15 protein-coding genes and 1 pseudogene are annotated in these 16,396 nt (G+C 72.1%); 7 read left to right on the top strand and 9 right to left on the bottom strand.

The window, feature by feature from the left end; translation table 11 throughout:
- Positions 1–122: 122 nt before the first annotated feature.
- Entirely contained in the window at positions 123–599 is a 477-nt protein-coding gene (locus ABZ883_RS32505) for a helix-turn-helix domain-containing protein (RefSeq protein WP_360912573.1), read from the bottom strand.
- A 262-nt stretch (positions 600–861) separates the two neighbouring features.
- Between ABZ883_RS32505 and ABZ883_RS32500 the strand changes: the two genes are divergently transcribed.
- The 5 genes from ABZ883_RS32500 (at position 862) to ABZ883_RS32480 (ending at position 4,925) form a co-directional block, all read left to right on the top strand.
- Complete coding sequence (locus tag ABZ883_RS32500; RefSeq protein WP_360912571.1) at positions 862–1,059, top strand: hypothetical protein; 198 nt, start codon at positions 862–864, stop codon at positions 1,057–1,059.
- Positions 1,056–2,234, top strand: coding sequence for a hypothetical protein (locus ABZ883_RS32495; protein WP_360912569.1), 1,179 nt, complete (start codon positions 1,056–1,058; stop codon positions 2,232–2,234). Before ABZ883_RS32500 ends, ABZ883_RS32495 begins: the two co-directional genes overlap by 4 nt.
- 110 nt (positions 2,235–2,344) lie before the next feature.
- Positions 2,345–2,824 (top strand): MerR family transcriptional regulator, encoded by a 480-nt coding sequence (locus ABZ883_RS32490; RefSeq protein ID WP_360912567.1) that lies wholly within the window; start codon positions 2,345–2,347, stop codon positions 2,822–2,824.
- Between the two features lie 144 nt (positions 2,825–2,968).
- Positions 2,969–4,426: an MFS transporter gene (locus tag ABZ883_RS32485; RefSeq protein WP_360912565.1), complete on the top strand. Its 1,458-nt coding sequence runs from the start codon at positions 2,969–2,971 to the stop codon at positions 4,424–4,426.
- Positions 4,427–4,547: 121 nt separating this feature from the next.
- On the top strand, positions 4,548–4,925 hold the full coding sequence (locus ABZ883_RS32480; RefSeq protein ID WP_360912563.1) for a hypothetical protein: 378 nt from the start codon (positions 4,548–4,550) through the stop codon (positions 4,923–4,925).
- Positions 4,926–5,678: 753 nt separating this feature from the next.
- Here ABZ883_RS32480 and cpt read toward each other — a convergent pair.
- Positions 5,679–6,248 (bottom strand): chloramphenicol phosphotransferase CPT, encoded by a 570-nt coding sequence (gene cpt / locus ABZ883_RS32475; RefSeq protein WP_360912561.1) that lies wholly within the window; start codon positions 6,246–6,248, stop codon positions 5,679–5,681.
- Positions 6,249–6,369: 121 nt separating this feature from the next.
- Positions 6,370–7,311, bottom strand: coding sequence for a DMT family transporter (locus tag ABZ883_RS32470; protein WP_360912559.1), 942 nt, complete (start codon positions 7,309–7,311; stop codon positions 6,370–6,372).
- Between the two features lie 501 nt (positions 7,312–7,812).
- Between ABZ883_RS32470 and ABZ883_RS32465 the strand changes: the two genes are divergently transcribed.
- Positions 7,813–9,636, top strand: a complete 1,824-nt coding sequence (locus ABZ883_RS32465; protein ID WP_360912557.1) for a molybdopterin-dependent oxidoreductase — start codon at positions 7,813–7,815, stop codon at positions 9,634–9,636.
- A gap of 183 nt (positions 9,637–9,819) precedes the next feature.
- On the opposite strand, the pseudogene ABZ883_RS32460 reads toward ABZ883_RS32465, so the two are convergent.
- The 6 genes and pseudogenes from ABZ883_RS32460 to ABZ883_RS32435 form a co-directional block, all read right to left on the bottom strand.
- Positions 9,820–10,033 (bottom strand): annotated as a pseudogene (locus tag ABZ883_RS32460) (transposase); the annotation flags it as partial.
- A gap of 195 nt (positions 10,034–10,228) precedes the next feature.
- Entirely contained in the window at positions 10,229–10,708 is a 480-nt protein-coding gene (locus ABZ883_RS32455) for a cupin domain-containing protein (RefSeq protein WP_360912555.1), read from the bottom strand.
- Between the two features lie 27 nt (positions 10,709–10,735).
- Positions 10,736–11,455 (bottom strand): cytochrome b/b6 domain-containing protein, encoded by a 720-nt coding sequence (locus ABZ883_RS32450; protein ID WP_360912554.1) that lies wholly within the window; start codon positions 11,453–11,455, stop codon positions 10,736–10,738.
- The gene (locus ABZ883_RS32445; protein ID WP_360912552.1) at positions 11,397–12,131 is read right to left on the bottom strand and encodes a molybdopterin-dependent oxidoreductase; all 735 of its coding nucleotides are present in this window, start codon (positions 12,129–12,131) and stop codon (positions 11,397–11,399) included. The genes ABZ883_RS32450 and ABZ883_RS32445 overlap by 59 nt, the downstream gene beginning before the upstream one ends.
- A 98-nt stretch (positions 12,132–12,229) precedes the next feature.
- A complete protein-coding gene (locus ABZ883_RS32440) occupies positions 12,230–12,847 on the bottom strand; it encodes a hypothetical protein (protein ID WP_360912550.1) in 618 nt (205 codons plus the stop codon).
- A 63-nt stretch (positions 12,848–12,910) separates the two neighbouring features.
- On the bottom strand, positions 12,911–13,996 hold the full coding sequence (locus tag ABZ883_RS32435) for a LacI family DNA-binding transcriptional regulator (protein WP_360912548.1): 1,086 nt from the start codon (positions 13,994–13,996) through the stop codon (positions 12,911–12,913).
- 106 nt (positions 13,997–14,102) lie between these two features.
- Between ABZ883_RS32435 and ABZ883_RS32430 the strand changes: the two genes are divergently transcribed.
- Positions 14,103–16,376, top strand: coding sequence for a glycoside hydrolase family 3 N-terminal domain-containing protein (locus ABZ883_RS32430; protein WP_360912546.1), 2,274 nt, complete (start codon positions 14,103–14,105; stop codon positions 16,374–16,376).
- Positions 16,377–16,396: the final 20 nt, after the last annotated feature.

The following is a 16,396-nucleotide window of genomic DNA, read 5'->3' as shown; positions in this document are numbered from 1 at the left end:
GGAGAGGAATCGCACAGCGCGGAGGTACGGAAGCGCAGGCGTCGGCGCGGAGCCGAGGGCGTGCTCGGCGGAACGTCACGCCGAGGCGGCGGGCAGCCCCCGCGCCGCCGGAGGTCGGGGGATCAGGCGCGGGCGCTCTTGTCGCCGAGCAGCGTCACATCGGCGCCGGGGACCTCATGGCCGTTCTCGTCGAGGAAGCCGACGTGGACGGGGCGGCTGGTGGAACGCGTCCGCCGCTTCGCGGACGGGCCCGAGGGGCGCGGGCGGTGGCGGTCGCCCCACTGCTGCAGCGCGGCCAGCACCACCTGCAGCTCCTCCCCGGCCTCCGTGAGGTGGTAGCTCTGCCGCGGCCTGCTGCCGGGCTCCTGGTACGTACGCGTGCACAGCACACCGGCGTCGACGAGGAGCTTGAGCCGGGTGCTGAGCAGATTGGGTGCCACGCCGAGCGAGGACTGGATCTCGGCGAACCGGTGCCGCCCGGCGAAGATGTCGCGCAGCACCAGCAGTGACCAGCGCTCGCCGAGGATCTGCAGGCTTCGCTCGATGGAGCAGCTCGGGTCGTCCTCCGTGGGACCGGAGACCTGCCTTCCGGACGGCACTGCGCACCTCCTGCGTGATGTGCGCCCGTGCGCGGGATCGCGGCACGGCGCGTTTGTCAGTGTACGCCTGACTTTCCTCCCGCTATCCAGCGGTGCGCCCCCGGCCGCCCGGTGAAGGCGGCCGACGGGAAGGCCCCCGGCCCGGCGGGCACGTCGATCCGAACGCGGACCCGAATCCGCCCCCGGACGCCCGGGGTCTCTCGTAGTCTGCGCCGAGGCCGGCGCCGGCCGAATGGCACGTGGACATCGCATCGGAGGCGGAATGACCGACCCGTACCAGGACGCGCTTGCGGCACTGTCCTGGAATCCGTCCGCACCGGACAGCGTCCTGCTGCGCCTTCTCCGGCACGGCGACGAGAAGGTCAGGCGGAACGTCGCCCAGCGGCGCGATCTGCCGCAGCCGGTGGTCGACGCGATCCTGACCGCCCCGATCCGGCCTTGCGCATGGAATTCGCCGTGAGCGCCAACGCCGACCCGGCGCAGCGGGCGCGGCTCCTCGACGACCCGTCCTCAAGGGTCGTCTGGGTCCTCGCCATCGGTCCCATCACCTACCGGAGCCCCGTGGACCCGCTGCCCGACGAGGCGTACGAGCGGCTGCTCGCCCACCCCGAGTCGCGCATCCGCCACGAGACCGTCGCCTCGTGGCTCGTGCCGGACCACCTGCTGGCCGGGTTGTGGGACCACGGCGACGGCCCGCTGCGGCGGGCCGCCTGCCGGGCGTGGGACGTCCTTCCCGAAGCCGCCCGCGACGCGCTGCTCCACGACGACGACCTGGAGGTGCGACGTGCCGCGGCGCTCCGCGTCTGCCACCAGGACGAGGAGCGCACCACGTGGCTGGCCGAGAGTTTTGCGGACTCCCGGGACGTCCTGGGCGCCGGACTGCTCAGCCGCGAACTCGCCGAGCGGATGGCCGTCGACAAGCCGGAGGCCGTCGCCTCCAACCCCTCCCTCCCTGCGGACCTCGTGCGGCGACTCGCCACCCACCCGGACCCGCAGGTGCGGCTCGTCGTGTCCGCCAGGCAGGAACTGTCCGAGCGGGAACGCGCGGCCGTCGACCACACGGTCGATCCCGAGGCGCGCCTGGGAACCCTCGGCTGGGTGTGGGACGCCCGCGACAACCCCGACGTCCTGCGGCAGTGCGCGGCCTCAGCCCACACCTGGTTGCGGCGCAGCGCCGCGGTGTGCCCGGCCCTGGAGCCCGACCTCGTCGAACTGCTCGCACGGGACGAGGACTTCGCCGTGCGCCTGCTGCTGGCCGAGTTCCATCCGGAGCCGCCGCCGGAACTGCTGCTGGACCTCTACCTCAACGGCACCCATCGCGCGGTCGGGATGCTCGTCACACGGCCGATGTTCCCCGCCGCCGGTCTCGCGGCCCGGTTCGCGACGTCCGAGGATCCCCGGCGGCGTCCCCTCGCCCTGCGCGATCCCGCGCTGAGCGCGGAAGCCCTGGAGGCGTTCACCCGGGACCCGGAATGGGAGTGCCGCTGGGGCGCCGCCCGCGACCCCCGCCTTCCCCTGGCGCGGATCCGTGAGCTGCTGGCCGACCTCGCCATGGCCGGCCATGCCGCGGGGAATCCCGCCCTGCCGGTCGAGGACATGCACCGGCTTCTCGACGCCGCGGGAGTTGCGGCGTAGCGCGGCGCCGGCCGTACCGGCGGGGGCCGCGCCCCCGCCGGTCCGGCCTGCGAAGGTCGGCGACGGCCGGCGCTTGACTTGGAGCGCTCCAAGTTCCTGATACTCGAAGCATGAACGAAGCACGGGCGGCCGGGGGCGAGCACACCGCGCAGCCGGCGGCGGAGACGGTCCTGAGCGTCCAGGAGGTCTCCCGGATCACCGGGCTGAGCGGCTGGACGCTGCGGTACTACGAGAAGATCGGCCTGATCGACCCGGTGGCGCGCGACCGTTCCAGCGGCCACCGTGCCTACACCCGTGCCGACCTGACGCGCATCGAGTCACTGGCGCACCTGCGGGCCGCGGGCCTGGGGATCGAGGAGATGCGCGCGCTGATGGCGGCGCGCGGGCACTCGCCCGAGACGGTCGCCATGAAGATCGACATGCTGGCCGGGCACGGCGAGGCGCTCGCGGCGGAGATGCGCCGCCTCGCGGCCCGCAAGCGCTACATCGACAACCGGGTCGCCTACTGGCGCGCCGTACAGGCCGGCGACGACGCCGGGGCGGTGCGCCTGGAGTCCGAGGGCGAACTCCTCGGCGACCGGTTGGGCTGAGCGCCGGGCCGTCCCCGCACCCGGGCGCGGCTCCCCGGAATCCCTGACGGGCGAACCCCGCGACGGCGCGGGCCGCCCGAACCGCTTCCCCCACCATTCGCTTCCGTGCGCGACGGCCGGAAGCCCCACTTCGAGGATCATGTCATGGCCATGCCTAAAATGCCCGCTGCCGGCCCCTGGGCGGTGTTCGCCCTGGTGGCGACGGCCCAGTTCATGGTGGTGCTGGACACCGCGATCATCAACGTCGCCCTGCCCGTGATCAAACGCGAACTGGACTTCGGCGACAGCACCATCCAGTGGGTGGTCACGGCTTACGTCCTCGCGTTCGGCGGCTTCCTGCTGCTGGGCGGCCGGGCCGCCGACCTCTTCGGCCGCCGCCGCACGCTGATCGCCGGCATGGCGGCCTTCACCGTGGTCTCGTTCCTGATCGGGGTGAACTCCTCGGTGCCGCTGCTCATCGTGCTGCGCGGTCTGCAGGGCCTGGCCGCCGCCGTCATGTCCCCGGCGGCCCTGTCCACCGTCCTGGTGCTGTTCCCGGACGGGCACCAGCGCGCCCGCGCCCTGGGCTACTGGTCCATGGTCGCCACCGGTGGGGCCGCGGTCGGACTGCTCCTCGGCGGCGTACTGACCCAGTACGCCGGATGGCGCTGGAACTTCTTCATCAACGTCCCCGTCGGCCTGGCCGTTCTCGCGCTCGTGCCCCGCCTCGTCCCCGACCACCGGCCCGCGCGCAGCGGGCGCCGCGGCCTGCCGGACGCACCCGGTGCCGTGCTGGCCACAGCCGGCCTGATGGCGGGGGTCCTCGCCTTCAGCCAGGCGCCCGCATGGGGCTGGACCGACGCGCGCACCCTCACCGGGTTCGCCGCCTGCGTGATCCTGCTCGCCGCCTTCGCCGTCAACGAGGGGCGCTCCCGCGAACCGCTGGTGGACCTCGGCATCTTCAGGATCCGCAACGTCCGCGGCGCCAACGGCATGATGGCCGCCGTCTTCGCCGGCAACCTCGGCATGTTCTTCCTGCTCACCCTCTACCTGCAGGACGTCGAGCACTACAGCGCGGTCCGCACCGGGCTGGCCTTCCTGCCCTTCCCCGTCGTCCTGGGCCTGACCTCCACCCGCATGGCCGGCCTGGTCCGCCGCTTCGGCTTCCGGCGGTTCCTGATCCTGGGCCCGGCCCTGGTGGTCGCCGGGATGCTGTGGGTCAGCCACCTTCCCGTGCACGGCGGTTACCTCGTGCACGTACTGCCGGGGCTGCTGGTCATGCCGCTCGGCTACGGCATGAGCTTCGCCCCCATGTACGCCGCCGCCACCACCGGAGTCCCGGCTCGCTGGGCGGGCGTCACCTCGGGGCTCATCGCCACCTCCCAGCAAGCGGGGGGAGCGCTCGGCCTGGCCGTCATCTCCGGCGCCGCCGCGACCGTGACCGCCTCCCTCACGCACGACGCCCTGCCCCAGGCCCTGACCTCCGGCTACGACGCGGCCATGGCCGTCGCGGCCGGCATCACCGCGGTCGCCGTGCTGCTCGCGCTCCTCGTGATCCGCGCGCCGCGCCGGGCGGACACACCTCCGGCCGTGGTGCAGGCCCGCGCCGACGTGCGGCCGTGACGGATGCGCGGGCTGTGCGGCTGTCGGAGGGGCACTTCACTGCCGCCGGGCAGGCCCGTTGACCGGGTGCGGGGACGGTGGGACCATCCGGCACGACTGGACATCGCGCTGGGGGTGCGGCATGGCCGGGAAGGCGGTCGAGGACACCGAGAGATACTGCCGTCGCTGCGAACAACGGGTGCCGCCCGTGGTGCGCAAGCCGGGCGGCGAGTACGCCGGGTATCTGGCCGTGACGCAGGTGGGGGCGGTGGTCGTGGCGGTCGCACTCCTGTTCCACCAGGTTCGCTTCCTTCGGCTCCTCTCCCACGTCTACATTCCGCGCCTGACCGGCTTCGTCATATGGCCGCTGTTCGTCAAACCCACGTGGTTCGGCCTGGCGGGCGCGCTGGCTGCCCTCGCGATGTCGGCGATCGTCTGGTTCCGGGCTCCCGTCAGGGCGCAGCGGGCGCAACGGGAGGCGACATGCCCCATCTGCCTGCTGCCGTTCGACGCCGAGTAGTCTGCCGTCCCGCTCTCTGCCCGCAGGTTCACCGGGAAGGCGCCCCTCGGGCTGTGGCTGCGGGGGGAGCGTCGGTCCTCGCGTGCGGCGCGGCCATCAGGCCGGCGACGCCCTTGGGCCGTGGTGGGTGACCGCGGCGGGACCTTCTCCTCTTCGTCCACGGTCGACTCGGGCTGTCGCTTCCCACGGTCTCCGGCCGCTTCGTCCCGTGGTCGTTACGTGGCGCGCGGTGGTGCACGGCCGCTTCCAACTCCCGCTCGCGAAGCGTGCTGTTGAGTCTCCGACGTGCGTGGGCATCCGCACGAGCGCGCTCCGCGAGTTCCGGAGGCCGTTCCGCACGGGCGAGCACATCCATGGGCCGCAGATGGCTGTTGTGCCTGGACGGATCGGTCGAGCAGCGGTTTCCCCCTGTACTCGGCACGCTGCCGCACACCGGATCGTGTTCGGGGGTGCACGGCACCAGTGGCGGTTCGGGCGGAGGTTCAGGTGCGGCCGAGGGCACGGACAAAGCAGGCCCCTCGGCAGTGACCCGATGACGACACCAGTGCTGCGGAGGGCCGGACCGGCCCGTCTCCCTGTCCTCGGCACGGCCACGATGCCGCCGGTCTTCCCACGGCCCGACCGGCTCGACCCCGGCGGACGTTCATCGGCTGTCAGCGACCACTTTCACGGCGCTGAACGGGGCGACAGCAGCGGCGAGATCGGGGCACGGCCGCTGCCTTGGCGAACGCCCACGCCGCCACCCGTCCTGGCTCAGGCCAGGTGGCGGGTGATCAGCCGGGCGCAGTCCATCGACTCGGTGCCGGCGGTGTCCAGCGTCAGGTGGTAGGTCACGCCCCGATGCACCGCATCCGCCTGGGACCGTGCCAGCCCGCTGACCCGGTCTCCGCGTGCGACCTCCCGGCACGCGGCCACCGCGCCGTCGCACCGGACCCCGACCCAAAGGACGCGCAGTCCCTCGAGCGCCTCCTGCCATCGCTCCTGGCAGGCCGCACCGTCGAGGAAGACGTCGTCGACGATGACACGCGCACCGGCCCGGGCGGTGGCGGCGACCCCGTGTATCCACGCCCGCTGCAGCTCCCGGAACGCCTTCCCTACGGTCGCGCGGCCGTCGGGGGTGAATTCGAGCCCGGACGGGGAGCCGTGCAGCGATGCGGGCATGGACTGCAGCAGGACGTCCATCCCGGTGGACAGCCACAACTCGGGAAGCAGGGCCTGCAGACAGCGGACGATGCTGGACTTGCCGGCGCTGGAACCGCCGTTGAGGACCATCACCTGCGGAGTCACATCGCCCCTGTCGATCGGCCGCGACGTGGCGGCCATCGGGTATCCCGCTGACCTTGTCCGGCGGGTGTCCGCAAGCCCCGGCCCGGGTGGTGTGGCGGTGATTGCCGCGCTGCCGGAACGGCAGCGGCCCTCCGCGGGTGAAGGATGTCACGGCTGGTCACACCCTTTGCCCTGCCGAGTCCGCGGCGATGCGAGACGTGGGCGGGCCGGGGGTGCGGCGCCGGCTGAGGGCGATACCGCCGATGACGACCAGTGCTCCGGCCGGCTCGTTCCAGGAGATGGCTTCGCCGAGCAGCGCGATGCCAAGGGCCACGCCCACCACGGGGGTGAGGTAGGTGACGGTCGAGGCGTTGGTGGCGCCCCACGCGGCCACGACATTGGTGTTCCACACGTACGCCAACCCGGTTCCGGCCACGCCCAGCACGGCGACGCTGAGCACGGCGCGCCACGACAGGTGCACCGGCGAGGCGGCGGTGAACGGGGCCATCAGCAGCATGATCATCGCGCCGAGACTCACCTGGACGGCCGCCACCGGTAGTGCCGCCATTCCGCGCGGAGAGATGAACCGACGCATGTAGACGAAGGCCAGCCCGTAGGAGAACGTCGCCAGCAGGCACGCCACTTGCGCCGCGTCCTGGCCCCCGGCGAGCCCTCGCCAGGGGCCGAGGACGACCACGACGCCGGCGAATCCCATGACCAGACCGGCCAGCTTGATCCGGTTGGGGCGCTCATCGGGCAGCGCCGCCCAGGCAACCATCATCGTCATCAGGGGGGTCGTGGCGTTGTAGATGCTGGCAAGGCCCGAGGAAATACGCAGCTCGGCCCAGGCGAACAGCAGGAACGGCACCACACACAGCAGCACCGCCACCACCGCCAGATGCCCCCACACCGCCGCGGTCCGGGGCAGTCGCTGCCGGGTCGCGGCCACGACAGCCAGCAGTGCGGCCGCGCCGGCCAGCAGGCGGCCCAGCACCACCTGCGCGGGCGAGAACCCCTCCAGGCCGATCTTGATGAACAGGAAGCTCGCACCCCAGGCCAGGGCCAGCATGAGGAACTGTCCGAGCACCGCACCTGAGCTGCCTGCCCTGGGCCGAGCCATGCATCCCTGCCTTCTGTCAACGGGCCATCGCGTGTGGAGGTCACCAGCCTCACAGGCCGGCCGGCGAACTGCTGGCGGCATTCGGACATCGCGTTCGGGCGCCGCCCACCAGGCTCGGATGATCGATGCCGGCAAAGGCCGACGGGTCGGCCGGCGTCGTCCGGCCGGTTGCCCGCCGCGGCGGCCCGGGCCGCGGCCCCGGTCCGCTCTCCTCCCGTACCCCGCCGGTCCCGCCCGCAGCACGCCGGCCCCGTGCCGCGCCGGCCCGGCCACGGGGAAACCGTCGCTTCACCCGTCCGCCGCATCCGGCCCGATGTGCGCCGCGGCTGCCACGGCCGGACGCCGCGGGGGCACGTCCGCGTGGCTCGTTGCGGAACGCCAACGAAAAGCCATGATTGTCTGATTCCGGTGGAATCTGTCCGCAGGTTTGCGCTTCGGACGCACCGAGCAGCGGACGCCCGCCCTGTCAAGGCCGACATCCTTGGACGTGAAGCCGTCGTCATGAACGTACCCAGTGGCAACAGCGATCCGGACGACGACCGTGAGGCGTCGCACACGGCGTTCGCGTCCGACCCGCTCCACGCCCCCGACCCCCTGGAGCACGAACTCACCAAGGGCGAGGACCGCGTCGACGTCGCGAAGTGGTCCCGGCGGATCCCGCCCATCATGGCGCGCGTCCCGGAAGTGCGTATCGGGAAGCGCTGGGTCAGCACGGTGTGGCTGCTGCCGATCGGCGTCGCGCTGCTGATCGTCGGCATCGCCGTGGCGCAGCAACTGCGCACCTATTCAGCCGTGCAGGACTTCATCCGCACCTACCCGGGCCAAGGCAGCTTCCAGCCACCGGTCAGCTCCGGATTCCCCCTGTGGCTGCGCATCCTGCACTTCCTGAACCTGCTGTTCATGCTCTTCATCATCCGGGCCGGTCTCCAGATCCTGGCCGACCACCCGCGGCTGCAGCTGGACGCCGGGTCGACCCCCGGCCGGGAGTGGCTGCGGCTGCGCGGCCCGGTGCCGCGGGATCGGATGCGGCAGGAACCACCGGATCGCGCCTGGACGGCCAAGGACGACGCGGTGAGCCTGCCCGGATGGCTGGGCCTGCCGGGAATCCGGCACTCGATCGGCCTGGCCCGCTGGTGGCACTTCAGCTTCGACCTGCTCTGGCTCCTCACCGGCACGGCCTTCTACGTGCTGCTGTTCACCACCGGCCAGTGGCGGAGGCTGGTGCCACGGGACTGGGACGTCTTCCCCAACGCGGTCTCCACCGGCCTGCAGTACCTCTCGCTGGACTTCCCCTCGAACGAGGGATGGACGCAGTACAACGGGATGCAGATCCTCGCCTACTTCACCGCGGTCTTCGTCGCGGCCCCCGCGGCGTTCCTCACCGGCCTGCTCCAGGCACCCGCCATCGCCGCCAGGTTCGGCCTCGGCTGGGGGCGTATCAATCGGCAGGTGGCCCGTACGGTCCACTTCCTGGTGCTCACGTTCTTCCTCGTCTTCATTTTCGCCCACACCCTCATGGTGTGGATCACCGGGCTGCTGACGAACCTCAACCACATCACCGCCGGGGCGAACACCGCCGCATGGACGGGACTGTGGCTGTACGTCGGCTGGATGGCCGTGGTGGTGGCCCTCTGGGCTGCCGCCTCCCCGCTGACCCTGCGCCATCCACGGACCGTGCAGCGCACCGGACGCAGGCTCGTCGGCTGGGCGAAATGGCTGCTGGAATGGGGGGACCCCCGCGCGACGTACCCGGAACGGGCCGTCTCCCCCTTCTTCTGGCCCAACGGCACCCTTCCCGTCAGCCAGGAGTACGTCGATCTTCGGGAGGGCGGCTACCGCGGCTACGCCCTGCGGATCGACGGACTCGTGGAGAGCCCGGTCACCCTCTCCTACGAGGAACTGAAAGGAATGGCCAAGCAGGAGCAGGTCACCCAGCACTACTGCATCCAGGGCTGGTCCGGCGTCGCCAAGTGGGGCGGCGTGCCGATGCGAGACATCGTCGACCTGGTACGACCACTGCCGCAGGCACGCTGGGCCGTCTTCTACTCATACGCGCCCGGTTCCGAAGCGGGACGCTACTACGACGCCCACGACATCACCCACATGCGGCACCGTCTGACCCTCCTCGCCTACGAGATGAACGGCGAGCCGCTCAATGAACTGCACGGTGCACCGCTGCGGCTCCGCAACGAGCTCGAACTGGGCTTCAAGCAGGTGAAGTGGATCGAGTCCATCGAGTTCGTGGAGTCCTTCAAGCACCTGGGAGCCGGCCAGGGCGGCTACAACGAGGACCACGAGTTCTACGGCTACCGCGAGTCGATCTAGGGTTCGGCCTCCTCGGCCGGCCCGGTGGTGGCAAGGGAGTAGCCAGGGCGGCGATCGGCGACAGCGCGCGATGCGGTGGGGGCACCCACTGTCGCGGCTGTGCTGCCTCGTTGCGAAGTTCGTTGAAGACCGGTGGCAGCCGTGGCGGGCGGTGAAGCGCGCGGGGGGGAGTTCGGGATCGCGCATGCCGCGCATGCGGCAGCCGCGCAGCAGGTCGGCCCACGACTCGGTCGACTCACACAGCCCCTCGGCGAGCGCGATCAGTTCCCTGGAGCCGTCCAGGCGTACTCCCATCAGGACCAGGACGCAGGAGTGTGCCTGCCTGCCCGCGTCGAACCTTCGGGTGCACCCCGTCCGCCCGCACGTATACGTATGGGTCGCTGTGGGACACGTCGCGCTGTGTCGTCGAAGGTGTACATGCGGTGCGGGAAGGCGGTGGACCCGGGGCAGGCGGCGGGGGCGTGGCGGGTTGCGAACCGCCTGCACCCGCTGAGCGGGCCCGGTGGTCACGGGAGCCGAGAGTGCGCGGCCCTGGAGAGTCCTGACCCCGACTGGGCGGCTCGGCGGAAGCGCCCGGCACCTTCGCACGCGGTCAGTCGTCGAGCAGGTCCGTGTCGTACTGGTCGTGCTTGATCCGGAAGGCCTTCAGTTCCGCGCGGCTGCGCTGTGCGTACTCCGCGACCTTCTCGAAGTACTCCTCCCGGGGCGCGCCCGGGGTGAAGAGCAGCAGTAGCGACACCGGGTCGTCGCTGTCGTTCTGGAAGGCGTGGAGTCCGCCGACCGGTACGTGGAGGAAGTCGCCCTGGCCTGCGGTCATCCAGCGTTCGCCGTTGTAGAGGCGGACCTCGCCGGACAGGACGTAGAAGGACTCGGAGATCGTGCGGTGGAAGTGTTCGGCGGCGCCCATGGTCCTCGGGGGCATGTCGATCTTGTAGAGGCCGAACTCTCCGCCGGTGTCCTTCTGCGTGGCCACGTAGCTGACGACGCCGGTGTCGGGCTCCGGGGACGCGGGGCGGAACGCCGCGCTGACCTGGCCTCTCTCGCCGAAGTAGCGGGGGTCTGGGTAGGACATGGCGACTTCCCTGGGGGTAGGCGGGCTTCAGCGGTCCTTCCCTCTGATCATCCCTCCGCGGGGCCGCGTGAACCCCTCTGGCCCGCGCTCCTCGTCCAGCCACCGCGGGTGCAGCCGCCGGGCCCAGGTCCGTTCCACGTACCCCGTGCGCATGCCGAGGCGGGCCTGCGGGTCGCGGAAGGCCATCCGCATGTGGCCGAACAGGACGGCGGCGACGGCCCAGGCCAGGATGTCGTGCACGAAGATCGCGCTGGTGCGGGAGACGGAGGGGAGCACGCCCGTGAACCACATGAGCAGGCCGGTGGCCATCATGGTCAGGACGGCGCCGGCGATCCAGCCCGCGTAGATCTTCTGCCCCGCGTTGAACTTGCCGGCCGGCCGGGCCTCCGGTGAGGTCAGGCGCTTCCCGACCGCCCGCAGCCACTGCCGGTCGTAGCGGGCGAAGCGGTTCAGCCTGCGCAGGTCGGCGCGGAACGCGGACGAGGCCAGGCCGAGCAGGAAGGGCAGCGGCAGCAGGATCCCCGACCACTCGTGGACGGTGACGACCAGGTGGCGGCGGCCCACCAGCTGGGCCAGCGGGGCCAGGTAAAGGCATGCCGCGCTCGTCACGCAGAGCAGCATCAGCCAGCCGGTGGCCCGGTGGACCAGGCGTTCGGCGCGGGTGAACCGGGCGACGAGTCGGGCGCGTTCAGGCCGCGGCGGCGTCGCCGCGCTGGTCGGCTCCGTCGAGCCAGCCGTCGACGGCATAGCCGTACTCCTCCCAGTAGCCGGGTATCACCCGGTCGGTCACGGTGATCCCGGACAGCCACTTGGCCGATTTGTAGAAGTACATGGGGGCGACGTAGAGCCGGACGGGGCCGCCGTGCTCGTGGCTGATCGGCTTGCCCTGCATGGTCAGCGCCACCATGACGTCGGAGCGGCGGGCCTGGTCGAGGGTGAGGCTCTCGGTGTAGACGCCGTCGAAGCAGGTGAAGTGGACCGCGGCGCCGTCCGCGTGCACGCCGGCCGCGTCGAGGAGGTCCGCGAGCCGCACTCCGGTGAACGGGGTGTCGGCCACCCGCCAGCCGTCCGTGCACTGCACGTCGTGGACGATCCGGGTCTGCGGCAGGGCGCGCAGGTCGCCGAGGGTGTATGTCCTCGGGCGGTCGACGAGGCCGTTCACCCGCAGCCGGTAGTTCGTGGCGTCCTTGCGCGGCACGGATCCCACGACGCTGTAGTAGCGAAAGCCCCCGGGGTTGGGCAGGACTCCGGCGAGCCCGGTGGGGTCGACCTGGGAGGCGGCGCCGAGGAACTTCTCCCACCCGCGCTGCGCCCAGGGGGCGGCGGCGAGGCCGGCGGCTCCCGCGCCGAGCATGGCGAGCATTGTGCGTCGCGCCACCGGCGGGCCGTCGTCCTCCGCGGCCCGGTTCCGTCGTTCAGCCATGCCTCATGAAGCCTCTCCTCACCCATCACCTGCTGGAAGAGTGACGACCTTCGCATGGGTGTGCGTCACCTGTCAAGGTGGTGATGAGAGAAAGGGTGTCAGGGGCAGCGTTCGCCGAATTTCACGGCCTTGAACGAGACGGGCTGCCCGTGCAGCGCGGCGCCGGGCGCGGGGGTCTGCGAGCACACCTGCCAGTTGCTCTCCAGCAGGATGTAGCGCTTCTCGCCGGACGCGTCCTGCGCCGTGATGCTCGTCATGGAGGGCAGGGCCCGGCGCGCGAGGTTCAGGGAGGTGCCCGTCAGGTCCGGCATGGTGCTGCCGGCCGTCGGGGGCGCGGTCGCGTCGTTCCGGGGGCAGGTCTCGGCGAGCTTGACCGTGCCGAGGTCGACGGTGGTCCCCGTGGGCCGTCGGCCCGGGGCGGGGCTCTGGAAGCAGACCTTCCAGTCGCGGTCCCAGATCTGCTCGCGCCCCCGGCCCGCGGAGTCGTGCGAGTCCAGCCGGTGGAAGCCGAGCTTCTGGGCCCGGTCCTGGGCGGCCTGCAGCTCCATGCCGCGCAGGTCGGGCAGGTCGGCGACCGCGGCCGGGGTGGTGGTGCGGCTGCCGGAGGGGCGGTCGCTGGTGCCGTCGTCCGCCGGGACGCACGCGGCGAGGGCGGTCACGGCGGCGACGGCGAGGATCGCGGCGAGGGGGCGGGTGGCGCGGCGGCTCGGGCTCATGACGCATACGTACCCGGGCACACCGTGTGAATGCCGCAATCCCGACGGACGGGTGACGGGTGGTCAGGCCAGCGCGGCCCCGCAGCTGCCGCGGACCACCAGGCGGGTCGGCACCACCGAGGGGGCGGGACGCTCCGCCGGACCCGGGCCGAGCAGGTCGCGCAGGGCGGCGACGGCGGCTGCGCCGAGGGCGTTGCGGTCCTGTGCGACGGTCGTCAGTGCGGGGCTGACGAGGGTCGCGGCGTCAATGTCGTCGAAGCCGACCACGGCCAGGTCGCGGGGTACGGACCGGCCGGCCTCGGCGGCGGCGCGCAGGGCGCCGACGGCCATGAGGTCGCCCGCCGCGAACAGGGCGGTCGGGGGCTCGGGCAGCGCGAGCAGGCGGTGCACGGCGCGGCGGCCGCTCTCCAGGAAGAAGTCACCGGTGACCACGTACTCCTGGGGTGCGGGGAGCCCGAGACGGGCGCACGCGGAGCGGAAGCCGGCCAGCCGCCCGGCGGCGGGCGGGAGTTCGGGCGGTCCGGTGACGGTGGCGATCCTGCGGTGGCCGAGGGCGTGCAGATGGGCCACGGCCGTCCCGGCGCCCGCGGCGTTGTCGGAGGTGACGCTCGCCGTGCGCGGGCCGTCGAGGGTGACGTCGAGGCCGGCGCAGGGGGTCCCGGAGGCGGCGAGCACACGCAGGGCGCGGTCGTCGGCGGGGCGCCCCATGACGATGACGCCCTCCAGGCTGTGCCGGCGCACGGCCTGGACGTACACCCCGTCGGGGTCGCCGGGGCCCGCCGTCGTCAGCAGCATCAGGTGGTAGCCGGCGTCGGACAGGGCGGTGCGCACCGAGCTCAGCAGCCCTTGCAGGAAGGGGTGGTGCAGTCCCTGGGACTCGTGCCAGGTGTCCCACAGCAGGCCGATGGTGTCCGAGCGGCGGCGGACCAGGGTGCGGGCCGGTTCGTTGGGGGCGTAGCCGAGTTCGCCGGCGAGCCGGCGGATGCGTTCGCGGGTGGCCCGGCTGACGTCGGCCCGGTCGTTGAGCGCTCGGGAGACCGTCGCGGTGGACACTCCGCTGCGCCGGGCCAGTTCGCGCAGGGTGACGGCGGTGGCGCTCTGGGGCGGGGGGACGGGGGCGGGGTCTTCGGTGTTCCGCGGCGCGCTCACCGTCTTGACGATATGTCATGTCAGCGTCAGGCTCTAGGGGCGACAGCAGCCGGAAACGTTTACGGCCAGCGCCCCTACGGGGCCGGACAGGAACGGGATGCCTGCGATGCCTGCGAACGAACCGCGCACACGCCTCACTCGCTCACGACTGAGAAACCTCGTCGTCCTCGCGACGGCGGCCGCCTGCGCCGCTGCCGTCGCGTCCGTGCCCGCCCAAGCCGACGGCCCGCTCTACACGCGGGCCGGCGCCCCGGTGGACCTGCGCGTGAAGGACCTCCTCAAGCGCATGACGCTGGACGAGAAGATCGGCCAGATGGACCAGATCGCAGTCGCCCGGATCCAGGGCGACTGCGAATGGAGCGGCGGCGCGCTCAACGAGAGCTGCATGAAGACCGTCCTCGCCGACTACCCGGTCGGCTCGGTGATCTCCGGCGGCGGCATGGCCCCCGCGAAGAACACGCCGCAGGACTGGGCCACGATGGTCAACGCCGTGCAGAAGTACGCCATCACCAACTCACGGCTGCACATTCCGATCGTGTACGGCGTGGACGGGGTGCACGGCCACAACAACGTGCTCGGCGCCACGATCTTCCCGCACCAGATCGGCCTGGGCGCCACCTGGGACCCGGGCACGGTGCACGACTCCGCCGCCGCCACGGCCCGCGCCGTCGCCGCCACCGGCATCGACTGGAACTTCGCCCCCGTCGCCGACCTCGCCCGCGACCAGCGGTGGGGCCGCTACTACGAGACGTACGGCGAGGACCCGCTGCTCGCCGGCACCCTGGCCGCCGCCGCGGTCGACGGCGCCGAGCACGCCAAGGGCGCCAAGCGGGTGGCCGCCACCGTCAAGCACTTCGGCGGCTACTCCGAGCCGGCCAACGGCCACGACCGCGTGCCGGCCGACGTCTCGATCCGCTATCTCCAGGACACCCTGCTGCCCTCCTACAAGCAGGCCGTGCAGTCGGGCGCCAAGTCCGTCATGGTCAACTCCGGTGCGGTCAACGGCGTTCCGGCCACCGCGTCGACGTATCTGCTCACCAAGGTGCTGCGGCAGCAGTGGGGCTTCAAGGGCGTGACCGTCAGCGACTGGGAGGACGTCCGCGCCCTGCAGACCCGCTACAAGATCGCCGCCGACTACCCCGAGGCGATCGCGTTGGCCGTCAACGCGGGCCTCGACATGGCCATGGAGCCGTACTTCGCCAAGGAGTGGAGCCAGGGCCTGCGGACCGCCGTCGACCGCCGCCTGGTGTCGCAGCGCCGGATCGACGAGGCCGTGAGCCGCATCCTCAAGATGAAGTTCGAACTCGGCCTCTTCGAGCACCCGTACGTCGACGCCGCCAAGGCCGACGCCGCGGTGAACGGTGCCGACACGGGCCTGGCGCGCACCGCCGCCGCCGAGTCGCAGGTGCTGCTGCGCAACGAGGGCGGCGTGCTGCCGGTCAGCCCTTCCGCCAAGCGGATCGTCGTCGCCGGTTCCTACGCCGACGACATCAACGACCAGGCGGGCGGCTGGACCATCGGCTGGCAGGGCGTGCCCGACGGGGTGACGCTGCCCGGCACGACCATCCTCAAGGGCATCCGCGAGGCCGCGCCCGCCGGCACCGAGGTGGTGCAGGCCAAGACCGCCGACGACGCCGTCGCCCAGGCGAAGAACGCGGACCTCACGATCGTCGTGGTCGGCGAGAAGGCCGCCGCCGAGGGTGCCGCGGACAGCCCGCGCCCGGAACTGGCGGCCGATCAGCAGGCGCTGGTGAAGTCCCTGAAGGCGAGCGGCAAGCCGGTCGTCACCGTCGTCGTCGCCGGCCGCCCGCTGGTGCTGGGCGACGCCGAGGGCACGCAGGGCCTGCTGATGTCCTGGCTGCCGGGCACCGAGGGCGGCCACGCCGTCGCCGACGTGCTCTTCGGCAAGGTGAACCCGAGCGGCCGGATGCCGGTGTCCTGGCCGCGGAACATCGGCGACGAGCCGATGTACTACCAGCAGCTGCCGGGCACCAACGGCGGTCCGGAGTCGTCCTACGACCCGCTCTACGCCTTCGGCGCGGGCCTGTCGTACACCACGTACAGCTTCGACGCCCTCACCGCCGACACCAAGGGCGTCAAGGTGACGGTCTCCAACACCGGTGCGCGCGACGGTGACCTGGTGGTCCCGGTCTACGCGTCGCGGCCGGTCAGCGACGTGCTGGCGCCCGCGCGCAAGCTCGTGGCGTTCACGAAGGTCCACCTGAGGGCCGGCGAGCACCGGACCGTCCGGCTGGACTTCGCCAAGAGCGCGCTCGCGGTCACTCCCGGGGACATCGACGGCTCGGGAACGCCGCGCGTCGAGCGGGGCACGTACACCTTCACCGCGGGGGACAAGAGCGCCGACGTGGTGCTGCGTTAGGTGCGGCGCGCCGGGGACCG

The organism is Streptomyces sp. NPDC046977, from assembly GCF_040644455.1.
GTDB lineage: Bacteria > Actinomycetota > Actinomycetes > Streptomycetales > Streptomycetaceae > Actinacidiphila.
The sequence above is the reverse complement of the archived record's forward strand: the minus strand, read 5'-3'. Positions and strand labels throughout refer to the sequence as shown.